Below are 14801 nucleotides of genomic sequence, written 5' to 3' on the forward strand. Positions count from 1 at the left end.
GGCGGCGCGCGCCAATGCGTGAACTTCGTCCCCATTTACGGCTGCGGGGCCGACCGGGGATCATGTGCGCATGAGCGACGCCTTCCCCACCAGCAAACTGCCGCTCGTCGATGGCGACCTCCTCGCCGCCGTCGACCTTGGATCCAACAGCTTCCACATGGTCGTCGCGCGTTACGTGCTCGGCCAGCTGCGCATCGTCGACCGCCTGCGCGAGACCGTCCGCCTGGCCGAAGGCCTCGATCGCAAAGGCGGCCTGTCGCCCGACGTGCGCCAGCGCGCGCTGGAATGCCTGGCCCGCTTCGGCCAGCGCATCCGCGACATCCCGCCGCAGCGCGTTCGTGCCATCGCCACCAACACCGTGCGTCGGCTCGCCATGCCGCAGGCGTTCCTGATGCCGGCCGAAACCGCGCTGGGCCACGCCATCGAAGTCGTCGCCGGCCGCGAGGAGGCGCGCCTGATCTACCTTGGCGTCGCCCACGCGCAGCCCGCGCGCCCGGGCGAGCTGCGCCTGGTGATCGACATCGGCGGCGGTTCGACCGAATGCATCATCGGCTCCGGCTTCGAGGCGATCGAACGCGAGAGCCTGCAGTTGGGCTGCATCGCCACCACCCGGCGTTTCTTCGAGAGCGGCAAGCTCTCGCGCAGGAAATGGAAGGACGCGCTGACCGAAGTCACCGCCGAGTTCCAGCAGTTCGCCGGCACCTATCGCGCGCTCGGCTGGAACGAGGCGCTGGGCGCGTCCGGCACCAACAAGGCCATCGGCGACATCTGCGCGGCGATGAAGCTGACCAAGGGCGCGGTGACCGCCGAAGCGCTGCCCGTGTTACGGGACAGGCTTTTGCAGGCCGATCGCATCGACGCCATCGACCTGCCCGGCCTGTCGTCCGATCGTCGCCCGGTGATCGCCGGCGGCGTGCTGATCCTGGAGGCCGCGTTCGACGCGCTCGGCCTCAAGCGCATGGCCGTGAGCAAGGCGGCGATGCGCGAAGGCGTGCTGTACGACATGCTCGGCCGCGGTGGCGCGGACGATCCGCGCGATGCATCGGTGGCCGCGCTGATGCAGCGTTACGGCGTCGACGACGGCCAGGCGAGGCGCGTGGTCGGCACCGCGCTGCGGCTGTTCGAACAGGTCGCGCAGGCGTGGTCGCTGGACGCGGACGACAGCCTGATGCTGCAACGCGCCGCGCGCCTGCACGAACTCGGCCTCGCCATCGCGCACAGCCAATACCACGTGCATGGCGCGTACATCGTCGAGCATTCCGATATCGCCGGTTTCTCGCGCCAGCAGCAGCAGTTCCTCGCCGCACTGGTGCGCACGCATCGGCGCAACATTCCGAAATCCGCCTTCGACGCCCTGCCAGACCGCCTGTTGATGTCGGCGCGACGCCTCGCCTGCCTGCTGCGCCTGGCCGTGTTGCTGCATCGCGCGCACGAGGCCGATCCGATCCCGCAACTGGATGCGAAGGCCGACGGCAACACGCTGACCCTGTGCGTCTCGCGCCGCTGGCTCGACGCGCGCCCGCTCGTGCGCGCGGACCTGGAAGGCGAGCCGGACGATATCGCGGGGCTGGGGATCATCTTGAAGCTCGAAGCGGTGTGATTCCGCCTCATCCGCTGTTGCTCTTGTAGCCCGGGTAAGCGCAGCGCACCCGGGAGCTGTCACGTTCACCCGGGTGCGCTGCGCTTACCCGGGCTACAAAAGCCTGGCCGTCATCGCGGCGAAGGCCGGGATCCAGGCTGCCACGCCATCCGCCTCATCTCGTCATTCCAGCGAAAGCTGGAACCCATTTCGCTTTTGCCGAAGGCGCCGCGCGCACCGCGATCGCGTGCGTTGACTCTCTACCGACCACCCCCCCCTCTTCCGACGGAAGAGGGGCCGACATCAACTACAGGTGCGGCTCGGGCGGCTCCACATGTTCGGCCACCTGCGCGCGCAGCTCGGCCGCGCGCACCAGCACCGTCGGCGGCGTGTGCTCTTCCGGGATCGAGAAGATCTTCATGCGCCGCAGGAACATGCCCGGTCCGCGCGACGAGGTGAACGCCACGATGGGAATCGACAGCAGCAAACCCAGGATCACCGGCGCCATCCACGCCGCCAGCGACGGCGAGACGAGGTACGCGCCCACGCCGGCGATCACGCCGAGCAACGTGACGCCGCCGTAGCTGCGCACCAGTCCGGACAGCGGCAGCGTGCCGTCGTCGCGACGCTGCGCGTCCCAGCCCGAGTCCTTGCCGGCCAGCACTTCGGCGACGCCGCGCGACTGCACGTACATCGTCACCGGCGCCATCAACGCAGCCAGCAGCGTTTCCAGCAGCATGCTCAGGAACGACCGCACGATCCCGCCGCAGCCGCGCCGCGTTTCGCGGTCGAAGAACAGCGTGAGCCAGCCCATGAACTTCGGCGCCAGCAGCACCGACATCGTCAGGATGAACACCCACAGGAACCGCTCCGGGTCCTGTTCGCGCCAGTAGGTCGAAGGCGAGAAGCCAGGCAGCGAGAACGCATCGCTTCCCAGCCCCGCGTTGACCAGCGGGATCGCCAGGCCGACCAGCATCAGCATCGCCCACATCGGCGAGGTGAAGTAATGGCCGATGCCCATCATCAGGTGCCAGCGGCTCACCCAGTGCAGTCCCTTCGCCGGCAGCACCGCGCCGTGCTGCAGGTTGCCCTGGCACCAGCGGCGGTCGCGCACCAGCATGTCGGTGAGCGACGGCGGGCCTTCCTCGTAGCTGCCACCGAGGTTGGGCACCATGTGCAGCGCCCAGCCGCCGCGACGCATCAGCGCCGCTTCGACGAAGTCGTGGCTCAGCACCGTGCCGCGGAACGGCTTGGGCCCGCGCAGCTCGGGCAGGCCGCCCTCTTCCGCGAACGCGCGCGTGCGGATGATCGCGTTGTGGCCCCAGTAATTGCTTTCCGCGCCGTGCCACCACGCGATGCCGTGCGCGATCACCGGCCCGTACACGCGCCCGGCGAACTGCTGCATGCGCGCGAACAGCGTGTTGCCGTTGACGATCATCGGCAGCGTCTGCACCAGCGCGACGTCGGGGTTGCGCTCCATCGCGCCGACGAGGCGCACGATGGTGTCGCCGGTCATCAGGCTGTCGGCGTCCAGGATCAGCATCTGCGGGTATGCGCCGCCGAAACGCCGCACCCATTCGGCGACGTTGCCGGCCTTGCGTTCGCGATTGTCCTTGCGATGACGGTAGAACAGGTTCGCCTGCCCGCCGGTGCGCTCGCGCAGTTTGTGGAACGCGCGCTCCTCATGCGCCTGGATGGCGGGCCGGGTGGTGTCGCTGAGCACGAAGAAATCGAAACGCTCCATCTGCCCGGTGGCCTGCAGCGATTCGAAGATCGCCTGCAGGCCCGCGAGCAGGCGCTCGGGATCTTCGTTGTAGGTCGGCATCAGCAGGGCCGTGCGCGATTCCAGTTGCGGCAGCTCGGTCGCCGAATCCAGCCCGAGGCGCGCGCGATGCCGTCCGACGATCAGCACGAAGCCCGCGAGCGAGCCCACGAACGCCTGCGCGATCCACGCGAACAGCCCGACGAAGAGCACCAGCAGGACGCCTTCGAGCACGTCGATGCCGCCGCCGCGCAGCACCCACCAGATCTGGTAGGTGGCGATCAGCGTCAGCAGCGCGGCGCCGCCGATCACGGCCAGCCGCCGCATCGCCATGCCGCGCGGCGTGGTCGGGAGCCTTCCGTTGCGCAGCGCGCCTTCGCGCAGGGTCTGCACCGGCATCGCCAGCGGGGATTCGGGCGGAAGCAGCGGCGCGGCCTCGCCCATCGGAAGGTCCACCATCGTCGGCACGCGCACTTCGGTCACAGCGTCCACCGGTAGAGCCAGGTTTCGGTGAGCGGCCCGCGCTCGTCGCCGAGCACCGCGCGCAGTTCGATGCTGCGTTCGTTGCCGGGCACGAGTTCGAAGCCCAGGCGCCAGCCGCCCGCGCCGGGATTCGGATGCGCGGTGACGTTGGCGATGCGTCCCTTCGATGCGGACACGTCGGCCTTGACCTTCGCGTTGTCGCCCAGCCCCTCCAGGCGCCCGCCGTCGAAATCGACCACCACCAGCCGCGCCTTGCCCGCGTTCTCGCCGAAGGTCAGCCCGCCGATGCGCGTGCGCGCGACGATCGCAAGCTCCGGCTTCCAGCTGTGCCGGTCGCACCAGTGCATGCGGTAGTCGAAGCGGTGCTCGCGGCCGGCGGCCAGCGGCTGCTTCGGTCGCCAGAAGGCGACGATGTTGTCGTGGAATTCATCGGCCGTCGGCAGTTCGAACAGGTGCACCGCGCCCTCGCCCCACTCGCCCTGCGGTTCGATCCACAGGCTCGGGCGCTTCTCGTAATGCGCCTCGCTGTCGGCGTAGTCGGCGAACGCGCGCTTGCGCTGCATCAGGCCGAAGCCGCGCGGGTTGGTGTCCTCGAAGCCGCTTTCCTGGATCGTCGAAGGATTCGAAAGCGGACGCCAGATCTGCTCGCCGCGGCCGTTGACCATGCCCAGGCCGTCGGAATCGTGCACGGCGGGGCGATAGTCGTCGATGCCGACGCGATCGTTGGAATCGAACTGGAACATGCTCGTCAGCGGCGCGATGCCGACCTGGTCGAGCGCCACGCGCGGGAACAGCCGTGCCGACGCATCGAACACGGTCTCCACGCCCGGCGTGATCGTGAAGCGATACGCGCCCGCCACGCTGGGGCTGTCGAGCAGCGCATGCACGGTGATCTGCTTCGCGCCCTTGGCCGGACGCTCCAGCCAGAACGCGCGGAACACCGGGAATTCCTCCTGCGGGCCGCCGGTCTTCAGCGCCAGCCCGCGCGCGGACAACCCGTACGCCTGGCCCTTCGCGACGGCGCGGAAGTAGCTGGCGCCGAGGAACGCGGCGACCTCGTCGAAGTACTCGGGCGTGTTGATCGGCGCGTGCAGGCGGAAGCCGGCATAGCCCAGGTCGGTTTCGGTGGGCGCCTTCACGCCCTGGAAGGTGAACTGCGACGGCTTGTAGACGACCGGCGTCGCCTTGCCCTCGCTCACCTGGTAGATGTCTACGCGATCGCGGAAGAAAAAGCCGCGGTGGAAGAACTGCGCCTGGAACGGCAGCCCTTCGGCGCGCCACAAGGCCTGCGCCGGATTGAAGCGGATGCTGCGGTACTCGTCGTAGCCGATGCGTTCCAGCGAGGCCGGCAGTTGTTTGTTCTGCGGCATGAACGGCCTGGCGGCCAGCGCCTGGGCCATCTTCGCCACGGATTCCGCATCGAATGCCACGGGAGCGCCAGCCGGCGCCCATGCGCGCGCGGGCGCGCTCCCCAACAATTCCCAGACGGGCCAGGACAGGCCGGCCAGCAACACTTCGCGTCGGTGCACGCGCTCTCCTCGGGGATGTCAAAGCGGTTAATTCTAGGCAGGGATTTGTTAATCGGATCGACATGCGTGGTAGGCGACACGAACCTTTCACGTGCATCGCAACGGGTAACCGTTTTCAGTCGCGGTTTTTCGAACCTCGCGTCATCCACGCGTCATGCCGCTGCCATCGCCGGTTCACCGCCGCCGACCACGATTGCGCAACGGGCTTGCCCAGGCCGGGGACCGGCGCATGCGCTACGCGATCGTCAGCGAAACCTACCCGCCGGAAATCAACGGCGTCGCCCTGACCGTGCAGGGACTGGAGCAGGGCCTGCGCTCGCGTGGGCACGAGGTCCAGCTGGTCCGTCCCCGGCAGTCCGCGCAGGACACGGCCGCCCCGCACGAAATGCTGGTCCGTGGCGCGCCGTTGCCACGCTATCCCGGACTGCGACTGGGCCTGCCGGCCACCTCGCGCCTGATCGACGCCTGGAAGCAGGCGCGGCCGGACGCCGTCTACGTCGCCACCGAAGGCCCGCTCGGCTGGTCGGCGCTGCGCGCGGCCCGACGGCTGGGCATTCCCGCGGCGAGCGGCTTCCACACCCGTTTCGACGAATACATGCGCGACTACGGCCTGCCCTTCCTCACCGGGACCGCGCTGGCGTGGATGCGACGCTTCCACAACCATGCCGATGCCACGCTGGTGCCCACGCGCGAGCTGGCGGATTTCCTGCAGTCGCGGCGATTCGCGAATGTCGTGCGCCTGCCGCGCGCGGTCGACACCGCGCTGTTCGATCCGGCGCGCCGCGACGACGCGTTGCGCGCGCAATGGGGCGTCGGACCGAAGACGCTGGTGGCGATCTACGTCGGCCGCATCGCTGCCGAGAAAAACCTCGATCTCGCGGTGCGCGCGTTCCGGCAGATCCGGCATGTGCGTCCGGACGCGCGCTTCGTCTGGGTCGGCGATGGTCCGGCGCGCGCGAAACTCGAGCACGACAACCCCGACTTCATCTTCTGCGGCGTGCAGCGCGGGGAGGCGCTGGCGCGTCACTTCGCCAGCGGCGACCTGTTCGTCTTCCCGAGCCTGAGCGAAACCTTCGGCAACGTGACCCTGGAAGCGCTCGCCAGCGGCGTGCCGACCGTCGCGTTCGATTACGGCGCCGCGCGCGAATACCTTCGCGACGGCGTGCACGGCGCGGCGATCGCGCCGAACGAGGAAGGGGGATTCATCACGCAATGCGTGCGCATCGCCGCGGACGACACGATCCGCGAATCGATGCGCGATGCCTCTCGGCAGGCAGTGAGCCTGCTGCGCCCGGAACAGGTGAGCGCCGACTTCGACGCGCTGCTCCAGCTACTGTCCGAAGCGCGCCGCAGCGGTGCGACCGACACGATGACCACGACGGCCGAACGGGAGGCGTCATGAACCGTCAGTCCCTGCAGAAGCGTTTCGCTGCCGGCGATTCCGGCTGGTGCCTGCGCGCGAACCGCTGGGGCGAACGCGGCCGTTCGCGTTCGTACTTCGCGGCGGTGAGCCGCCTGGGCGACGGCGTGTTCTGGTACGTGCTGATGGGCGTGCTGATCGTCGTGGACGGCCTGGACGGTCTGGCGGCGTCGGCGCACCTGGCGGCCACGGGCGTGATCGCGCTGACGCTCTACAAGCTGCTCAAGCGCTGGACCCGCCGGCCGCGCCCGTTCGCGTCCGACCGCCGCATCCACGCGTGGGTCGCGCCGCTGGACGAGTTCTCCTTCCCTTCGGGTCACACGCTGCATGCGGTGGCCTTCAGCCTCGTCGGCATGGCGCATTACCCGGTGCTGGCGTGGGTGCTGGTGCCGTTCACCGCGAGCGTGGCGGCCTCGCGCGTGGTGCTCGGCCTGCATTACCCCAGCGACGTGCTGGCCGCGACGGCGATCGGCACGACGCTGGCGGGCTTCTCGCTGTGGCTGGTGCCGGGCGTTTCGCTGTTCTGATGCGCGGGCGTTCGTAGCCCGGGTGAGCGAAGCGCACCCGGGTTGGAGAGGCGACCGTGCCCCGGGTGCGCTTCGCTTACCCGGGCTGCAAAAGCTACCAAGAGCGAGCCCCTAAGCCGCCGCGCGCACCACCTTCGCCCGCGCCACGCTCGGGAAATACTGCGCCGCCCAGTCGCGATCGTTGGACACCTGCGCGTGCGCGCGACTGGCTTCCAGCGCGCCGAAATCCAGCGTCGCCACCGCCCAATGCTGTTCGCCGCGCGTCTGCACGACCATCCCGTCGTGCGGCAGGCCCACGTCCATCGGTGCGATCAGCGCCGCCTCGCCCGTGTTGACGTCCAGCGCCGGATTCCACGGCGCCTCGCCGGCGGTCACCGACTGCGCGACGAAACACCGGTTCTCCAGCGCCCGCGCCAGGCAGCCCACGCGCACGCGCGTCGCGCCCGCGTCGGTGTCCGTGCAACTGGGCACGATCAGCAACCGCGCGCCCGCCTCGCATTGCGCGCGCACCGGCAGCGGGAATTCGCTGTCGTAGCAGACCGCGATGGCGCCGCGCACGCCGTCGGTCTCGAACACCTTCAGCTCGTCGCCCGATTCGATCACGCCCGTATGCTTCTCGAAGCCGGTCAGGCGCAGCTTGTCCTGCCACACGTGCGCGCCGTCGGGCGCGAAGGCGTAACTGCGGTTGCGATACCGCCCGCGCCCGGTGTCGAGCAGGAAGGTGCCCGCGACCACGTGCATCGCACGCTCACGTGCCAGGCGCGAGAACAGCTCGACGAACGCGCCGTGATACCGCTGCGTCGCCGCGAGCGAGGCGTGCAGGTCGGCGCGGATCGCATCGTCGAAGGTCGCCGCAAGCTCCAGCGACAGATATTCGGGCAGCACCGCGATGCGCGCGCCGAGCGCCTGCGCCTCGTCCAGCCACTGCGCCTGCTTGCGCGCGAAGGCGTCGAAATCCGCCGGCGCGTCGATCGTGTACTTCGCCACCGCCACCTTCAGCGCGGCCGGGCGTTCGTGCGATTGGGTCATCGGGTGCGCTCCAGGGGTCGCAGCCAGAACGTGAGGGTGTGGTCGATCTCGTCGCGCTGCCCGACTTCGCGCCACGGCAGGTGCGCACGCAGCTCCGGGCGCGGGCGATAGCCGCGTTTTTGCCAGAAGGCCTCGTTGCCGCGATGGAAGGCCGGCCTGCGCGGATGCGTCGCTTCGCGGTCCACCGAACAGAACGCCGTCCAGCCGTACTCGCCGTAGCTGCGCGCGTGCGCCTCGCGCTCGTCGAAGAAACGGTGGCCGATGCCGCGCCCGCGATACTGCGGCAGCAGCACCGATTCGCCGCAATAGAACACGTCCGTCGGCGGGATCGAAATGTTCGCGAAGGCCGCGGTGAAGGCCTCAGATTCGTCCGCCAGCGGAAGCCCGGTGGAGGCGCCGACGACGAGATCGCCGTCGAACGCGAGCACCGCCACGCTGCGCGGCGAGCGCAGGTAGGTGTGCAGGTACTCCGCTTCGTAGTCCTCGTCGCCGTCGTAGAGGTACGGCCAGTCGCGGAACACCGCGATGCGCAGCGCGGCCAGGTGGCCCAGCCATGGCTCGATCGCCAGGCCGTTGTAGCAGCGGACCTGCAGCGGGCGCTGCGTTTCGACAGGTTTTGCGTCCATGACGTACATGTTAGGCGACCCCGGTGGTTGGGCGAAGGACGGAAGCAGGCGCGACGAAAGCGACCGCGGAGCTGCCCGCTCCACGGTCGCGTTCACTCATGCCTGACGCACCGCCGGGCGCGCACCGGCCAGCTGGTACCAGTCGACCTTGCGCGTCACCACCATCACCGTCGCCAGCACGAGGAACAGCAGGCCGGCGCCGAGCACGAGCGCGTTGTCCTCCGACACCAGCAATCCGTACAGCGCGGCGTACAGCGTGGCGAGCATCGCGGCGAAGCCCATGCCGCGCGCGGTGCTGCGCAGCACGGCGCTCAGGTAGAAGCCGAGCAGCCCGATGCAGGCCACGCTGGCGACGAGGTAGGCGATCGGGAAGCGGATGTGTTCGCTCAGGCTCACCAGCAGCAGGAAGAAGATCGCCAGCGCGAGGCCCACCAGGCCGTACTGGATCGGGTGGATCGGCAGCTGCTTGATGAGTTCGAACAGGAAGAACCCGACGAAGGTGAGCACGACGAACAGCAATCCGTACTTCGTCGCGCGATCGGCCTGGGTGTAGATGTCGACCGGGTCGATCAGCGACACGCTCACGCCTTCCTCCCGCGCGAGTTCGCCCAGCGCCGCGCCACCCAGGAACCGGCCCTGCGCGTTGCTGGCGACGGACGCGATGTCCCAGTCGGCGCGGAAGCCGGACGCGTCGGTCTCCTGGCGCGGCGAGGTGCCGGCGAAGCTCGGATGCGGCCACTTGGAATCCAGCGCGAAGCGGTTCTTGCGTCCCAGCGGCACCAGCGAGAGCGTTTCGGTACCGCCCAGCACCAGGTCCAGTTCGGTGGACAGCGCGAGCGTCTCGCCCGGTCGCGGCACGTCGAGCCGCGCGTGCAGGCCGGAACCGTCGCGCGCGCCCTGCCCTTCCAGCAGCGGCACGTCGCGGCCGTCCACGCGTAGCACCGGCGTCGAACGCAGGCCGCGCACGTCGGCGATGCCGTAGCTCAGCCACGGCCGGCCGATGCGGCGCGCGGCCGGATCGCCGTCGCTGGGGATCACCGCGTTGAAGCTCGCCGTCGCCTTGCCCTTCCACTCGTACACGCGCACCTCGTGCAGCCCCCGCTTGCGCGTGTCCGGCGCGAGCGTCCCGCGCACGTCGAGCGCGGTCGGGAAGAAGATCCACTGCGAGGTCTTGGCGCGGCGCACCTTGCGGATGACGTTGAAGCGGTCGGGCTCCTCGACTTCGACCTCTTCGGTATACGGCACCACCAGCACCGGCCCGGCGAACGACTGCGCCCCGGCGTAACTGCGCGCGATGTCGGACACCGCCTGCGCGCGGTACATCTGCCGGTCCTGGATGACACCGCGGATCATCAGCAGGGGAATGAGGATCGCGAGGGTCATCGCGACGACGAAACCGATCTTCAGGAACAACCGCATGGTCCAGCTCCGTGGAATGTGACGCAGGGAGCTTGGGCGCGATGCGTGGGGCAACGATGGCGGGACGGTGAAGCGGGGGTGAAGTCCTGCGTGGCCGGGGTTTGAGCCCCTCTCCCACCCGGGAGAGGGATTGGGGTGAGAGTCGGGACATGCGGTCACGCCGCAAGGCTCTTGCAGTCCTTGTAGCCCGGGTAAGCGAAGCGCACCCGGGGCGCGGTCGCCTCTCCAACCGGGTGCGCTTCGCTTACCCGGGCTACAAAAGCCACAAGGCTGTTGGCTTCAACCCCGCACCACCAGCACCGCCACCGCCCCACCCCCGTCGCGATTGACCAGCGACGCCTCGCCTCCATGCAGCGCGGCCACTTCCGCCACGAAGGGCAACCCGAGCCCGCTGCTGCGGCTTCCATTCCCCGGTCGCGGCAACGAATAGAACCGCTCGAACACGCGGCCCAGCGCGTACTCCGGAACGCCCGGCCCGCGATCGCGCACTTCCACGCGCTGGCGGCCGTCCTGCGCGTGCAGCACGACTTCGATCGCCTCGCCGGGCGGCGAGAAATCCATCGCGTTCCCGATCAGGTTGACCACCGCCTGCCGCAACAGGAAGCGATCGCCGTGCACCGGCGGCAATCCCGGCGCCAGATCAAGCGACAGGCGCAATCCCGCCTGCGACAGGCGCGTATCGCACTGCGCCGCCGCATCGGCGACGACCTCCGCGAGCGACAACGCTTCGGGATGCTCGAGCCGGCGCCGATGCTCCACCGCCGCCAGCGCCAGCATCTTGTCGATCATCTGCGCCAGCCGCTCGCTCTGCGCGCGGATCGTCGCGGCGAAACGCGTGCGATCGGCCTCGTCCAGCGGACCTTCCAGCAGCTCCGCGCTGCCGCGGATCGCCGCCAGCGGGCTCTTCATCTCGTGCGTGAGCGTGTGCACGTACTGCTCGACGTACTGCTTGCCTTCCAGCTGCGTGCGCATGGTTTCGAGCGCGTGGCCGAGCTCGCCGAACTCGCCGGTCGTGCGCGGCAATGGCGCGCGTTCGCCCGCGGTCACCGCGTTCGCATAGCGACGCAGCGCGCCGAGCTGGCGCGACAGCCACCACGCCGCGAGCAACCCGGTCGCCAGCGACACGCCCAGCAGCAGCGCGCCCCAGCGCCACACGGCGCGCTGGCTGCGTTCGATGAACGGCGCGATGGCGCGGTTCGGCTTGGCAACGGTCAGCACGCCGGCGATGCGTCCGCCCGCGTCGCGGATCGGCGCCGCCACGTGCATGACGGTCGAATTCGGATCGGCGTATTCGCTGCGCGTGGAGCGCGCACCGTAACGGCCGCGCAGCGTCAGGTACACGTCGTTCCAGCGCGAATAGTCGCGCCCGACGTCGCGCCCGGCGCTGTCGAACACGACGATGCCGCGCGCGTCGGTGACGTAGATGCGATATTGCGAGGTGCGCTTCCCGAAGCCCCAGATCTGCGCGCCGTAATCGCGCCCGGCCATCGCGCGCACGCGCCGGGCGAAGGCGCCGTCGTCGATGCGGCCGGCGAGAAAGTCGTCGGTGGCCAGTTCGGCGAGCACGTTCGCCGTATCGACCAGCGTGTCCTCCATCGCCTGGCGCACGCCGGGCTTCACCTGCGCGACGAACACCTGCGCCAGCAGGAATCCGGTGATCGCGACGATCAGGAAATAGCCCAGGAAGATGCGCAGCCCGATCTTCATGCGCCACCGTCCAGCGAATAGCCCAGGCCGCGATGCGTGCGGATCGGATCGGCGTCGGGCGCGACCTCGCGCAGCTTCGCGCGCAGGGTCTTGATGTGCGTGTCCACGGTGCGGTCGCCGCTCTCCAGCGCATCGCCCCACACGCGGTCCATCAACTGCGCACGCGACAGCACCGCGCCCGGGCGTTGCAGCAGCGCGGCGAGCAGGCCGTATTCGTAGCGCGTGAGGTCGAGCGTGCGGCCCCGGTAGCGGATGCGATGACCGTCCGCGTCGTGCACGAAGCCGCCATCCTCACGCGCCGCTGGCGCATGCAACCGGCGCAGCACGACGCGCACGCGCGCGACCAGCTCGCGCGGCGAGAACGGCTTGGTCACGTAGTCGTCCGCGCCGATTTCCAGGCCGAGGATGCGGTCGGCCTCGGCGTCCTGCGCGGTGAGGAAGATCACGGGCAGGTCGCGCTCGCGGCGCAATTCGCGGCACAGCGCGAAGCCGCCGATGTCCGGCAGCCCCACGTCGAGCACCGCCAGGTCGAACGCCTGCCCGCGCGCCGCGGCCAGCGCCTCGCCGCCGGTCAGGCAGTGCACCGCCTCGAAGCCGTCCGCGCGCAACGCGTGCAGCACGACCTGGGCGATGGCGGGTTCGTCTTCCACCAGGAGGATGCGCATGGGCCGGGATTGGGGATTCGGTATCGGGGATTCGTAAAATCGAAGGCAAGAGCATACTGGCTCTTTTCGAATCCCGAATCCCGATCCCCGATGAACTACCGCCACGCCTTCCATGCCGGCAACCACGCCGACGTGCTCAAGCACATCGCCGTGCTCGCGCTGTGCGACGCCCTGACCGCCAAGCCCGCGGCGGCGTTCGCACTGGACACGCACGCCGGGCGCGGGCTTTACGCGCTGGACAGCAATTCGGCCCAGCGCACCGGCGAGGCCGAGGGTGGAATCGGGCGGCTGGTGGCCGAGGCGCCGAAGCACCCGGCCATCGCGCGCTACCTCGCCGCGGTGCGCGCGTGCCGTCACGAGCACGGGCCGACGGCCTACCCCGGTTCCCCCTGGCTGCTCACGCACGCGCTGCGCGAGCAGGACCGTATCGCCGCCTGCGAACTCCATCCGGAGGAAGCGGGACAGCTTCGGCATGTGTTCGAGCGCGACCCGCGCGTCGCCGTGCACGAACGCGACGGCTACGCGGCGATGAAGGCGCTGCTGCCGCCGCGCATCGGTGCCACGCGCTACAACCGTGGGCTGGTGCTGATCGATCCGCCGTTCGAGGCGCAGCTGGAGGAGTTCGACACCGCACTGGCCGCGCTGCGCGACGCGCTGACGCGCTGGCCGCAGGGCATCTACGCGCTGTGGTATCCGATCAAGCTGCGGCGCTCGCTGCAGCCGTTCTACCGCCGTGCGGCGACGCTGCCGGCGAAGTCCTCGTTCGTCGCCGAACTGCTGGTGCGCGCCGACGACTCCCCGCTGCGCATGAACGGCAGCGGGCTGTTGATCCTCAACCCGCCGTGGCAGCTCGACCAGACGCTCGCCGGCGTGCTGCCGCTGCTGGCGAAGGTGCTGGGCGAAGGGGCGCACGCGGAAAGCCGGCTGGAGTGGCTGGTGCGCGCGGCGTAGGTTGCGTTCATGTCGGTTTTGTAACCCGGGTAAGCGAAGCGCACCCGGGTTGGAGAGGCGACCGCGTCCCCGGGCGCGCTTCGCTTACCCGGGGGACGAAGAACTCCGTCATGCGGCGAATGCCTGGGGGCGACGACTCCAATCGCCCCCGCCTCGAACCCTCAAACCGCCTTGCAATCCGGTTCGAAGAAACTCCAGCGCACTTCCGGGAAACTCTGCTTCAGCGCGCGCTCGATCACGTTGATCTGGTCCACCAGCGTCTCCACGTCGCGCCGCTCGTGCAGTTGCGCCTGCACCGACACCAGCACCTCGTTGCCCAGCTGCAGCGTGATCAGGCTGATCACGCGCTGCACTTCCGGGCGCGCCTCCAGGAATTCGCGCATCTGCTTCTGCCGCGCCGGATCCACGCTCTGGCCGATCAGCATCGCCTTCACTTCGATCGCGACGAACACCGCCACCACGATCAGCAGCGCGCCGATGGCGATGGTGCCCACCGCATCCCACAGCGGATTGCCGGTGACCACCGCCATGACCACCGCGATCAGCGCGAACACCAGGCCCAGCAGCGCGGCGAGGTCCTCGCCGAAGATGACGACCAGCTCGGCCTGGCGGCTTTCGCGGAACCACTGCCACAGGTTGCGGTCGCCGCGCGCCTTGTTGACCTCCTGCAGGCATGCGCGCATCGATACCGATTCGGCCGCGATGGCGAACACCAGCACGCCGACCGCCCACCACCAGTCCTGCAACTGCTCGGGATGCTGGAGTTTGTGGATGCCTTCGTACAGCGAGAACATGCCGCCGACGGTGAACAGCATCACCGCCACCAGGAACGACCAGAAGTAGATCGCCTTGCCGTATCCCAGCGGATATTCCGGCGACGGCGGTGCCTTGGCCTGGCGCATGCCCAGCAGCAACAGCAACTGGTTGCCGCAGTCGGCCAGCGAGTGCACGGTCTCGGCCAGCATCGCGCTGGAGCCGGTGAAGAACGCGGCCAGGCCCTTGGCCACCGCGATCGCGAAATTGGCACCGAGCGCGAACAAGATCGCGCGGGTCGAATCACCACCACCAGCCATGCGTCGTCCTTAAAGAGTTGGGTGAGACCAG

The 14801-nt window shown here is 69.3% G+C and carries 12 protein-coding genes; 4 read left to right on the plus strand and 8 right to left on the minus strand.

Annotation, left to right across the window (positions count from 1 at the left end; genetic code table 11):
- Positions 1–70 precede the first annotated feature (70 nt).
- Positions 71–1600: an exopolyphosphatase gene (gene ppx, locus I4U41_RS10825; protein ID WP_206861124.1), complete on the plus strand. Its 1530-nt coding sequence runs from the start codon at positions 71–73 to the stop codon at positions 1598–1600.
- A 286-nt stretch (positions 1601–1886) separates the two neighbouring features.
- On the opposite strand, the gene mdoH is transcribed toward ppx, so the two are convergent.
- On the minus strand, positions 1887–3809 hold the full coding sequence (mdoH, locus tag I4U41_RS10830; RefSeq protein WP_425492575.1) for a glucans biosynthesis glucosyltransferase MdoH: 1923 nt from the start codon (positions 3807–3809) through the stop codon (positions 1887–1889).
- Positions 3810–3820: 11 nt separating this feature from the next.
- The gene (locus I4U41_RS10835) at positions 3821–5254 is read right to left on the minus strand and encodes a glucan biosynthesis protein (RefSeq protein ID WP_206861125.1); all 1434 of its coding nucleotides are present in this window, start codon (positions 5252–5254) and stop codon (positions 3821–3823) included.
- 328 nt (positions 5255–5582) lie between these two features.
- Between I4U41_RS10835 and I4U41_RS10840 the strand changes: the two genes are divergently transcribed.
- Positions 5583–6755, plus strand: a complete 1173-nt coding sequence (locus tag I4U41_RS10840; protein WP_206861126.1) for a glycosyltransferase family 4 protein — start codon at positions 5583–5585, stop codon at positions 6753–6755.
- A complete protein-coding gene (locus tag I4U41_RS10845; protein WP_206861127.1) occupies positions 6752–7300 on the plus strand; it encodes a phosphatase PAP2 family protein in 549 nt (182 codons plus the stop codon). Before I4U41_RS10840 ends, I4U41_RS10845 begins: the two co-directional genes overlap by 4 nt.
- A gap of 111 nt (positions 7301–7411) precedes the next feature.
- Here the strand turns inward: I4U41_RS10845 and I4U41_RS10850 are convergent, their stop codons facing one another.
- The 5 genes from I4U41_RS10850 to creB all read right to left on the minus strand — a co-directional run bounded on the left by I4U41_RS10850 (position 7412) and on the right by creB (position 12746).
- A complete protein-coding gene (locus I4U41_RS10850; protein ID WP_206861626.1) occupies positions 7412–8299 on the minus strand; it encodes a carbon-nitrogen hydrolase family protein in 888 nt (295 codons plus the stop codon).
- A gap of 26 nt (positions 8300–8325) precedes the next feature.
- Complete coding sequence (locus I4U41_RS10855) at positions 8326–8955, minus strand: GNAT family N-acetyltransferase (RefSeq protein WP_206861128.1); 630 nt, start codon at positions 8953–8955, stop codon at positions 8326–8328.
- Positions 8956–9051: 96 nt separating this feature from the next.
- Entirely contained in the window at positions 9052–10374 is a 1323-nt protein-coding gene (gene creD, locus I4U41_RS10860) for a cell envelope integrity protein CreD (protein ID WP_206861129.1), read from the minus strand.
- Between the two features lie 279 nt (positions 10375–10653).
- The gene (gene creC, locus I4U41_RS10865) at positions 10654–12081 is read right to left on the minus strand and encodes a two-component system sensor histidine kinase CreC (RefSeq protein WP_206861130.1); all 1428 of its coding nucleotides are present in this window, start codon (positions 12079–12081) and stop codon (positions 10654–10656) included.
- Positions 12078–12746, minus strand: coding sequence for a two-component system response regulator CreB (creB, locus tag I4U41_RS10870; protein ID WP_206861131.1), 669 nt, complete (start codon positions 12744–12746; stop codon positions 12078–12080). Before creB ends, creC begins: the two co-directional genes overlap by 4 nt.
- Positions 12747–12836: 90 nt before the next feature.
- Here creB and I4U41_RS10875 point away from each other — a divergent pair, with 90 nt between their 5' ends.
- Positions 12837–13697, plus strand: a complete 861-nt coding sequence (locus I4U41_RS10875) for a 23S rRNA (adenine(2030)-N(6))-methyltransferase RlmJ (protein ID WP_206861132.1) — start codon at positions 12837–12839, stop codon at positions 13695–13697.
- A 161-nt stretch (positions 13698–13858) separates the two neighbouring features.
- On the opposite strand, the gene I4U41_RS10880 is transcribed toward I4U41_RS10875, so the two are convergent.
- Positions 13859–14770 (minus strand): cation diffusion facilitator family transporter, encoded by a 912-nt coding sequence (locus I4U41_RS10880; protein WP_206861133.1) that lies wholly within the window; start codon positions 14768–14770, stop codon positions 13859–13861.
- Positions 14771–14801: the final 31 nt, after the last annotated feature.

Origin of the sequence: Lysobacter changpingensis, from assembly GCF_017308985.1 — a bacterium.
GTDB classification, from domain to species: domain Bacteria; phylum Pseudomonadota; class Gammaproteobacteria; order Xanthomonadales; family Xanthomonadaceae; genus Lysobacter_J; species Lysobacter_J changpingensis.

Excerpts from the sequence above, each read along its gene's own strand:
- ppx (WP_206861124.1), top strand. The coding sequence starts at position 71 with ATGAGCGACGCCTTCCCCACCAGCAAACTGCCGCTCGTCGATGGCGAC.
- I4U41_RS10840 (WP_206861126.1), top strand. The coding sequence starts at position 5,583 with ATGCGCTACGCGATCGTCAGCGAAACCTACCCGCCGGAAATCAACGGC.
- I4U41_RS10845 (WP_206861127.1), top strand. The coding sequence starts at position 6,752 with ATGAACCGTCAGTCCCTGCAGAAGCGTTTCGCTGCCGGCGATTCCGGC.
- I4U41_RS10855 (WP_206861128.1), bottom strand. The coding sequence starts at position 8,955 with ATGGACGCAAAACCTGTCGAAACGCAGCGCCCGCTGCAGGTCCGCTGC.
- creD (WP_206861129.1), bottom strand. The coding sequence starts at position 10,374 with ATGCGGTTGTTCCTGAAGATCGGTTTCGTCGTCGCGATGACCCTCGCG.
- creC (WP_206861130.1), bottom strand. The coding sequence starts at position 12,081 with ATGAAGATCGGGCTGCGCATCTTCCTGGGCTATTTCCTGATCGTCGCG.
- creB (WP_206861131.1), bottom strand. The coding sequence starts at position 12,746 with ATGCGCATCCTCCTGGTGGAAGACGAACCCGCCATCGCCCAGGTCGTG.
- I4U41_RS10875 (WP_206861132.1), top strand. The coding sequence starts at position 12,837 with ATGAACTACCGCCACGCCTTCCATGCCGGCAACCACGCCGACGTGCTC.
- I4U41_RS10880 (WP_206861133.1), bottom strand. The coding sequence starts at position 14,770 with ATGGCTGGTGGTGGTGATTCGACCCGCGCGATCTTGTTCGCGCTCGGT.